This is a genomic window from Xenophilus sp. (assembly GCF_044462705.1).
Lineage (GTDB): Bacteria > Pseudomonadota > Gammaproteobacteria > Burkholderiales > Burkholderiaceae_C > Xenophilus > Xenophilus azovorans.
The window spans coordinates 1-7814 of record NZ_JBIQNC010000147.1 but is presented as its reverse complement, the minus strand read 5'-3'; the positions used below and the strand labels follow the sequence as shown (position 1 = coordinate 7814).

The 7814-nt window shown below is 74.1% G+C and carries 8 protein-coding genes; all 8 read right to left on the bottom strand.

Annotated features, from left to right (window positions below; genetic code table 11):
• On the bottom strand, positions 1-617 hold a 617-nt coding region (locus ACIY1X_RS19025), incomplete at its 3' end, for a hypothetical protein (RefSeq protein WP_399683492.1).
• A 1-nt stretch (position 618) separates the two neighbouring features.
• The gene (locus tag ACIY1X_RS19020; RefSeq protein ID WP_399683489.1) at positions 619-2046 is read right to left on the bottom strand and encodes a sensor histidine kinase; all 1428 of its coding nucleotides are present in this window, start codon (positions 2044-2046) and stop codon (positions 619-621) included.
• Positions 2043-3407, bottom strand: a complete 1365-nt coding sequence (miaB, locus tag ACIY1X_RS19015; RefSeq protein WP_399683487.1) for a tRNA (N6-isopentenyl adenosine(37)-C2)-methylthiotransferase MiaB — start codon at positions 3405-3407, stop codon at positions 2043-2045. Before miaB ends, ACIY1X_RS19020 begins: the two co-directional genes overlap by 4 nt.
• Before the next feature lie 87 nt (positions 3408-3494).
• Positions 3495-3944 (bottom strand): hypothetical protein, encoded by a 450-nt coding sequence (locus tag ACIY1X_RS19010; protein WP_038210562.1) that lies wholly within the window; start codon positions 3942-3944, stop codon positions 3495-3497.
• Between the two features lie 64 nt (positions 3945-4008).
• Positions 4009-4902 (bottom strand): alpha/beta fold hydrolase, encoded by an 894-nt coding sequence (locus ACIY1X_RS19005; protein ID WP_051953639.1) that lies wholly within the window; start codon positions 4900-4902, stop codon positions 4009-4011.
• Positions 4899-5735 carry a serine aminopeptidase domain-containing protein gene (locus tag ACIY1X_RS19000; protein WP_399683484.1) on the bottom strand — a complete coding sequence of 279 codons (837 nt, stop codon included), beginning with the start codon at positions 5733-5735 and terminating at the stop codon, positions 4899-4901. The genes ACIY1X_RS19005 and ACIY1X_RS19000 overlap by 4 nt, the downstream gene beginning before the upstream one ends.
• Complete coding sequence (locus tag ACIY1X_RS18995) at positions 5732-6448, bottom strand: 4'-phosphopantetheinyl transferase family protein (protein ID WP_399683481.1); 717 nt, start codon at positions 6446-6448, stop codon at positions 5732-5734. The genes ACIY1X_RS19000 and ACIY1X_RS18995 overlap by 4 nt, the downstream gene beginning before the upstream one ends.
• 5 nt (positions 6449-6453) lie before the next feature.
• A partial coding sequence (locus ACIY1X_RS18990; protein ID WP_399683478.1) for a condensation domain-containing protein occupies positions 6454-7814 on the bottom strand: 1361 nt, incomplete at its 5' end.

The window sequence follows — 7814 nt, the reverse complement described above, 5'->3', positions numbered from 1 at the left end:
GGCGGCGGCGCGGGCGGGCGCGCGAAGCTGCGTTCGATGGCGCGCAGCGCCTCGATGCGGTCGTTGAGCTGGTCGATGCGGCGCTGCGCGTCCTTGAGCTGCTGCACCTGGCGGTCGCGGTCGTCCTCCACGCGGCGCTGCTCCAGGTAGCGCGCGGCCAGCAGCCGCGCCAGCGGCGCCAGCGACAGCCCCTCGGGCGAGGCATTGCCGGCCACCCGCTGCATCAGGCCGGCGGCGCGCGCCAGGTCGGGCGGGTTGCGCGTCTGCGCCAGCGCCAGGCCCAATTGCATCTGGGTGGCGGGGTCGTTCGGCTCGCCCAGGCGCGCGATCTCGGCGTTCAGCTCGCCGCCCGGCAAGCCGCGCACCCGGTCGGCGTAGGCGAGCATGGCGCCGATCGGGCCGGGCAGCGGCGGCATCAGTTGCGTGGCGGGCGCCTGCGGCTCGGCCTCGACCGGCATCACCGGCGGGGGCGGCGGCGGGACGCTGATCCGCGGCGGGGGTGTCGGCGGCGCGGGTGCCGGCGCCGGCGTGGTGCAGGCGGCCAGCATCAGCGCCAGGGCGGCGGCCGATGCAGCGGCGAAGCGGAGCGGGGTCCGCGAAGTCTGGGGGTGTGTCATGTCAAGCGTTGCGCGGCAGCTCGATGCGGAAGCGCGCGCCGGGGCCGCTGGGCAGCAGTTCGATGCGCCCACCATGGGCCGCAATGTACTCCTGCACGATCGAAAGCCCGATGCCCGTGCCCTTGACCGCATGCTCGGGCTGGCGTTCGCCGCGGAAGAAGGGCTCGAAGATGCGGTCGCGGTCCTGCTCCGACACGCCGGGGCCGGCGTCGGCCACCTCGATGACGGCCAGCGAGGGCGTGCTGGAGACGTGGAAGGCGATGGTGCCGCCGCGCGCCGAGAAGCGGATCGCGTTGGACAGCAGGTTGCCCAGCGCCGTGCCGAGCTTCACCGGGTCGACCGACACCGCCACCGGCTCGCCCTCGGCGTGCACCGTGAGGCCGCCGGCCTGCCACTGCAGGCGCTGCGCCTCGATCTGCTGCTCGATCAGCGGCAGCAGCGGCGTGCGCTGGCGGTTGAGCTGGCGCGCCTCGAAGGCGGCCGCGTTGAAGCGCAGCAGCGCCTCGATCTGCCCCTGCAGCGCCACCGTGTTCTGCTGCAGGATCTGCACCACCTCGCGCTGCGCCGGGCTGAGCTGGCCGGTCACGCCTTCCTCCAGCAGCGAGACGCCCTCGCGCAGTGCGGCCAGCGGGGTCTTGAGTTCATGCGAGACGTGCCGCAGGAAGCGTGCCTTGTCCGCGTCCAGTTCGGTCAGCCGCAGGCGCAGCCAGTCCAGCTCCTGCGCCACGCGGCGCACGTCGGCCGGGCCGCGGATGTCGATGGGCTCGTCCAGGCGGTTCTCGCCCAGGCCGTGGATGGCGCGCTCCAGCCGCTTGAAGGGCCGCGCCAGCCAGATGCCGAAGGCCAGCGCCATCGCCACCGCCAGCGCGCTGGCGGCCAGCACCTGCTGCATCAGGCGCCGGCGCGCGCGCTCCAGCCGCTCGGCCAGGGCGTTGTTCTGCGTCTCGATGAGGAACTGCGCCTGCTGCGCGATCTGCGTGTTCAGCGCGTCCAGCTCGCGGAACTGCACCGCCATCGAGGTCTCGCGCGTGAGGGCGGTGTCGGACGGGCCGTTCATCAGCCCCTCGATCACGTCCAGTTGCGTGCGCCAGGCCTCGGCCGACTGCGGCAGCATGCCGTTGTCCACCAGTTGCTGCACCACGCCCTGCGCATCGTGCGCGGCCTCGCCGAAGCGGCGGCGCAGCACGGCGTCGTTGAGCACCAGCGACTGGCGCCCGGACCGCTCCATCACCGCGCTGCGCTCGGCCAGCGACTGCGCCGCGCCCGACAGTTGCAGCGCGCGCTTGGCGGCGTCGCGGCTCTGCACCATCAGCCGGTCGTACTGCACCAGCGCGCGCAGCGACACGCCCACCAGCAGCGCCGTGATGAGCAGGAAGGCGAACAGCAGCAACTGCTGGAACGAGCCGCGGGCGCGGCGCGGAGCGGTCATGCGGCCAGCGGCTCGCTTTCGTCCGCGGCGCCCGTCACGCGCGTGACGACCTCGCCGCGCAGCGTGTGCGACAGCGCACGGGTGATCCGCACCTCCACCATCTGCCCCGCCAGCCGGGGCGGCGCCTCGAAATTGACGACGCGGTGGCAGTCGGTGCGGCCCATCAGCTCGGCCGGGTTCTTCTTCGACGGGCCTTCCACCAGCACGCGCTGGGTGGTGCCCACCAGCGCTTCCGACAGGCGCTTCACGTTGTCGTCGATGGTCTTCTGCAGGTGCTGCAGGCGCGCGAGCTTCACCGCGTGCGGCGTGTCGTCGGGGAGCTGGGCCGCCGGCGTGCCGGGGCGCGGGCTGAAGATGAAGGAGAAGCTCGAGTCGAAGCCCACGTCGTCGATGAGCTTCATCATCTTCGCGAAGTCCTCCTCCGTCTCGCCCGGGAAGCCGACGATGAAGTCGCTCGACAGCGCGAGCTGCGGGCGCACGGCGCGCAGCCTGCGGATCGTGCTCTTGTATTCCATGGCCGTGTAGCCGCGCTTCATCGCCATCAGGATGCGGTCGCTGCCGTGCTGCACCGGCAGGTGCAGGTGGCTCACGAGCTGCGGCACCCTGCCGTACACCTCGATCAGGCGCGGCGTGAACTCGTTCGGGTGGCTGGTGGTGTAGCGGATGCGCTCGATGCCCGGGATCTCGGCGATGTACTCGATCAGCAGCGCGAAGTCGGCGATCTCGCTGGTGTCGCCCATCCTGCCGCGGTAGGCGTTCACGTTCTGGCCCAGCAGCGTCACCTCCTTCACGCCCTGGTCGGCCAGGCCGGCCACTTCCACCAGCACGTCGTCCAGCGGGCGGTTGACCTCCTCGCCGCGGGTGTAGGGCACCACGCAGTAGCTGCAGTACTTGGAGCAGCCCTCCATGATCGAGACGAAGGCGGTGGCGCCCTCCACCCGCGCCGGCGGCAGATGGTCGAACTTCTCGATCTCGGGGAAGGAGATGTCGACCTGCGGGCGCTTCTCGGCGTCGCGCCGCGCCAGCATCTCGGGCAGGCGATGCAGCGTCTGCGGGCCGAACACCACGTCCACGTAGGGCGCGCGCTCGATGATGGCCGCGCCCTCCTGGCTGGCGACGCAGCCGCCCACGCCGATCTTCACGCCGCGCGCCTTCAGGTGCTGCACGCGGCCGAGGTCGGAGAACACCTTCTCCTGCGCCTTCTCGCGCACCGAGCAGGTGTTGAACAGGATCAGGTCGGCCTGCTCCACGTCCTGCGTGGGCTCGTAGCCCTCGGCGGCGGCCAGCAGGTCGGCCATCTTGTCCGAGTCGTACTCGTTCATCTGGCAGCCGAAGGTCTTGATGAAAACTTTGCGGGTCATGCGGCAACTCCCGTGGCGGTTGCGGTGAAAGTCCATGGCGTGCGCCGCCCGCGGGGCGAGCGGCGGGCACGGCCCCAGCCGGCGCGGCTACTCGTTCTGCGCCTTCGTGGTGAAGGGCCAGAAGTTCAGGAAGGGCTTGTTCGCCGCCTCGCGCTCGGCGGCGGCCTCGGTCGGCGTGAGGATCCACACCTCGCTGACCAGGCCGGCCGCGTCGCGCCGGTAGTTGACCGCCAGGTCCTGCCCCGTGAGGGTGGCCGGCGGCACGATCATGTTCTGCGGGTTGCGGATGCGCGCGCCCGGCGCCAGGCGCTCGGGCCGGCCGTCCAGCGCGGCCTCCGGGAAGCCGGTGATGACCAGCCTGCCGCGCAGCGTGTTGACGGGGAAGTTGCGGCCGCCCACGGCGGCCTCGTTCTGGGTCTGGACCTGGAACTGCGCATGCGCCGGCGCAGCGGCCAGCACCAGTGCGGCAGCCGCCGCCAGGACGGCGGCGCGGGTCGGACGGGCAGGGGAATCGTGGGGGGCGGGGCAGCGGTTCATGGGGTACATCCAGAGGCTGGCAACCCGCGATTCTAGGAGGGCGACGCGTTCCGCCGCGGCGCCCTCAGCAGCCGGCCAGCGCAGGGGCGGGCCGGGCGGCCCGGCCGGCCGCCGCGCCCGCCGGCGCCACGGCCGTGCGCTGCTGCACGCGTCGGGCCCAGTCGCAGGCCAGGTCGAGGAAGACGCGTTGCGACGCCAGCGTCACCAGGGTGTGCTCGATCGCCGGCTCGAAGCGGTACTCGATGTGCTGCGCGAAGGGCTCGCCGGCCATCTCGCCGAGCTGGTCGTGTCCGCGGTCGGCCACGTGCAGGCTCCCGGAGGACAGCATGAGGACCGGGGTGCCGCGCGCGGCCAGGGCCGACATGGCGGCGCGGAAGCGCTGCGCGTGGTCTTCCGGCGTCGGCGCGTCGGCGAGCTGTGCGCCGCGCCCGTGGATGCGGCCGCGCAGGGCGTTGGCGATCTTCTCGCGCAGCGAGGCGTTGAAGGGCAGCGCCACGATCCGGCGCAGCGCCAGCGCCAGGGCGGCGCGGCGGCGCGGGAAGGCGAAGCTGTCGAACAGCAGCAGCCCCGCCACGCGCGGGTCCTGCTGCGCCAGCGCCGCGCCGTACACCCCGCCCATGCACAGCCCGATGTGCAGGAAGCGGCGGATGCCGGTCATCGTCTCGACCAGCTGCATGGCGGCCAGCAGGTCGGCCACGCCCTGCTCGACGTGGCCGCCGTTGCCGCGCGGGGCGTCGCTGTCGCCGAGGCCGGCGAGGTCCAGGCGCAGGCTGGCGATGCCCTGCTGCGCCAGCCGGCGGGCCAGCTTGACGTTGATGCGGGCGGGGCCGGTGCGGTGGCCGGCGCCCTGGTTGATCAGCAGGCAGGCCAGCGGCGCGGCCGGCAGGGCGTCGGGCACGGTCAGCACGCCCATCAGCCGGGCGTCCTCGGGGCCGAAGCGGACGGGGGTCTCGGTCATGCCGTCGCTTCCGCGGGGGCGCGCAGCCGCTGCAGCAGTTGCTGCAGCGGTTCGGCCGGCACCATCGTCGCCTGGCCGGGCCGCTGCTGGTCTTCCGTCCAGCCCCAGGTGTGGGCGAAGGGCACCCGCTGCACCGGCCGCGCCAGCGCGCGCTGCGCCTCGGCCCAGGCCTGCGCCGCCGTGTCCTGCGGCATCGCCAGCACCGTCGTGCCGTGCGCGGGCGAGAGCGCGACGCGCTGCGGCACGAGCTCGCGCAGCTCCTGGCGCAGGCGTGCGGACAGCCCGTAGCCCAGCGGTCCCTCGGTGTAGGCGTCGGGCTCGGCGGCCAGGCGCCGGCGCAGCCCGGGCACCGGCAGGCAGAAGCTCTTGATCAGCACCGAGGCATGGGCCTCGCGCAGCGCGCGCAGATAGGCCGCGCCATCGAGGACCGGGTCCCACATCAGCAGGTGCTGCGGGCCCTGCGCCGCGGCGTGCGCGGCCGCGGCGGCGAGCGTGGCGCCGAGCCGTGCGCCGCACCAAGCCACCGGGACGGCGCCGGCGCGGCGCCGCAGCTCGGCATGGGCGGCCGCGACGTCGCCCTGCCAGCCCGCCATGTCGCCGTCCTCGTCGTCGCCGGGCGAGTCGCCGGTGCCGTGGTAGTCGAAGCGCAGCACGGCCACGCCGGCGCGCGCCAGCCGGTCCGACAGCACGCGCAGGAAGCGCTGCGCGCGGAACAGCTCCTGCCCCATCGGCGGGCACAGCAGCACCGCCGAGGCCGGTGCCAGGCCGGTCGCCGGCGCATGGAAGATGCCGAACAGGCGGCGCCCGGCGGGGCCGAAGGTCAGCGGCGTCATGCGGGCACGGCCTCCGCGAAGACGGGTGCCGGCGCGCGGACGGCGCAGCGCGCCACGGACACGATGGCACCGGGCAGGTCGAGCGTGGCCAGTTCCACCGTGGCCTGCCGGCCCGACGGGCCCGGGACCTGCACGCGCGCGAGGTCGCCGTCGAGGCCGGTGTACGGCGTCTGCGGGTCCAGCCCGAGGCCGGTGCCCACGGCCTTGAGCACGGCCTCCTTGCGGGTCCAGGCGCGCAGGAAGGCCGTCGCGCGCAGGGCGGGCGGCAGGGCCTGCAGCGCCGCGTGCTCCGCGGCACGGAAATACGCGGCGGACAGGTCCAGCGCGTCCGGCACCGGCCGCAGCAGCTCGATGTCGACGCCCACCTCGTGCGTGTCGGACACCGCCACCACGCCCGTCGCGCCGCTGTGGCTGAGGTTGAAGTGCGGCGTTGCCGCGTCGGCCAGCGCCGGCTTGCCGAAGGGACCGGTGCGCCATTCGGCGGCCAGGGCGGTGCGGCGGGGGCCGCGTACCGCGCAGAGGATGCCGTGCAGCGCCGCATGGGCGCACAGGTAGCGCCGGCGGTCCTGCTCGAAGGCGAAGGCATCGGCGCGCGCACGCTCCTGCGCCGACAGCCGGGCGATCGCCTCGGCCGGCACCGGCTGCGCCAGGTCGATGCGCCAGAGCCGGCAACCCGGCCAGGGGCTGTCGATCGATGTCGCGAGGCGGTGCATGCCGTTCACTGGCCGCGGCCCGCGAACAGGCGGGACAGCAGGCCCCGCTTCGCCGCGCCGGGCGCCGCCACGGCGGCTGCCGCTGCCGGCACCGCGGTGCGCGGCGTGGCCGCCAGTTGCGCCAGCGTCTCGAAGACGTAGCGCCGCGGCTCGATGCGCAGGCCCATGGCTGCCTCCGCCTGCTGGATCACCCGCATGGCCATCAGCGAGTCGCCGCCCAGGTCGAAGAAGGTGTCGGAGGGCCGGATCTCGTTCACGTCGATGCCGATGACGCTCGCCCAGACCTGGGCCAGCTCGGCCTGCTCGGGCTGCAGCAGCGCCGCGGCCTGCGCGGCCTGCGCCGGGGCGGCCTCGGCGGCTGCCGGCGCCTCGGCCGAACGTTCGGCCAGCGCCCGCAGGTGCGCCGCGGCGCGCGAGGCGGGCGCGTCCAGCAGCGCCGCCAGCGGGGCGCGCGGGTCGGCCGCCACGGCGGCGAGCAGCTCCATGTAGCGCTGGCACAGGGCCTCGCCGGTCTCGGGCAGGTAGATGTCGGCGTTGTAGTTGATGGCGCCTTCCAGGCCATTGGGCTTGTCCATCAGCCACAGGCCCAGGTCGTCGGTCGCGGCCTGCTGGCGCAGGTGGATCTGGCGGTGCCCCAGGCCGCCGATGTCGGCCGGGCGGGCGCGCGCGTCCTGGAAGGAGAACAGCGCCTGGTACAGCCCGGCGCCCTGCATCCGCTCCGCGAACTCGGGCTCGGTGGCCACGCGCTCGAAGGGCACCTGCTGGTGGTCCATCGCCGCCACCAGCTCGCGCTTGAGCTGCTGCACGAAGGCGCCCAGGTCCAGGCTGCGGTCGAGCGTGAAGGGCAGGGGCAGGACGTTGTTGAAGAAGCCCATCACCGGCTCCAGCCCCGGCTGCTCGCGTCCGCGCACCGGCGTGGCGACGACGATCGAGCCGTTCGGGCTGAGCGACGCCATCATCAGCACGTAGACGCCCAGGCACAGCATGCTGAGGGTCACGTCGTGCCCGCGCGCCGCCTCGCGCAGCCGCTCGGCCAGCGGCTGGTCGACGCGCACCCACAGGTTGCCGCCGGCGCCGGTCATGCCGGCGCGGCGGGGCAGGTCGGTCGGCAGCGGCGCGGGCCGCGGCGCCTGGGCGAAGCGCTGCTTCCAGAAGGCGAGCTGGCGGGCGCACTCGGGCGACTCCAGCCACTGGGCGAACCAGGCGGCGTAGTCGCCGTAGCTCACGGCCAGCGCCGGCAGTTCCGGCGCGCGGCCGGCGGCCAGCGCGCGGTAGGTCTCCGACAGCTCGGCCTGGAACAGGTCGAAGGACCAGCCGTCCCAGATCAGGTGGTGCGGCACGAAGAGGAAGGCGTGCTCCTCGTCGG

Coding starts and splice junctions, on each gene's coding strand:
- ACIY1X_RS19000 (WP_399683484.1), bottom strand. CDS start 5,735: ATGACGCCGCTGACCTTCGGCCCCGCCGGGCGCCGCCTGTTCGGCATC.
- miaB (WP_399683487.1), bottom strand. CDS start 3,407: ATGACCCGCAAAGTTTTCATCAAGACCTTCGGCTGCCAGATGAACGAG.
- ACIY1X_RS19005 (WP_051953639.1), bottom strand. CDS start 4,902: ATGACCGAGACCCCCGTCCGCTTCGGCCCCGAGGACGCCCGGCTGATG.
- ACIY1X_RS18995 (WP_399683481.1), bottom strand. CDS start 6,448: ATGCACCGCCTCGCGACATCGATCGACAGCCCCTGGCCGGGTTGCCGG.
- ACIY1X_RS19020 (WP_399683489.1), bottom strand. CDS start 2,046: ATGACCGCTCCGCGCCGCGCCCGCGGCTCGTTCCAGCAGTTGCTGCTG.
- ACIY1X_RS19010 (WP_038210562.1), bottom strand. CDS start 3,944: ATGAACCGCTGCCCCGCCCCCCACGATTCCCCTGCCCGTCCGACCCGC.